1 protein-coding gene is annotated in these 303 nt (G+C 62.7%); it reads right to left on the bottom strand.

What is annotated here, in order from left to right:
- Positions 1 to 291, bottom strand: a 291-nt coding sequence (locus C5470_RS22320; protein WP_422631106.1) for a phosphopantetheine-binding protein, incomplete at its 3' end; no start/stop codon positions are given.
- Positions 292 to 303 lie beyond the last annotated feature (12 nt).

Genomic DNA, 303 nt, shown 5'->3' on the forward strand with positions numbered 1-303 from the left:
AATCAAATTGGCAGGCACGGGCACGGCCGCGTACTGCTCCAGCTTTTGTGCCAGATTGGCTAACACCGGAGTCTGAAACAGGTCGCGTACCGCCAGTGTAAGCCCCTGCTGACGCAAATGTTCTATCACCCGCACCGCCAGCAAAGAATGCCCGCCCAGGGCAAAGAAATTGTCATGCCGGCTGACTTGTTCAAGGCCCAGTAACTCACGCCAGACCACCGCCAGGGCGGTTTCGGTGGCGCCCTGCGGGGCTGCATAACGCTGGCGGGCAAAGGCGTCCTCCCCGGGCACCGGCAGCGCCCG

The organism is Photorhabdus stackebrandtii, from assembly GCF_011189495.1.
GTDB lineage: Bacteria > Pseudomonadota > Gammaproteobacteria > Enterobacterales > Enterobacteriaceae > Photorhabdus > Photorhabdus khanii.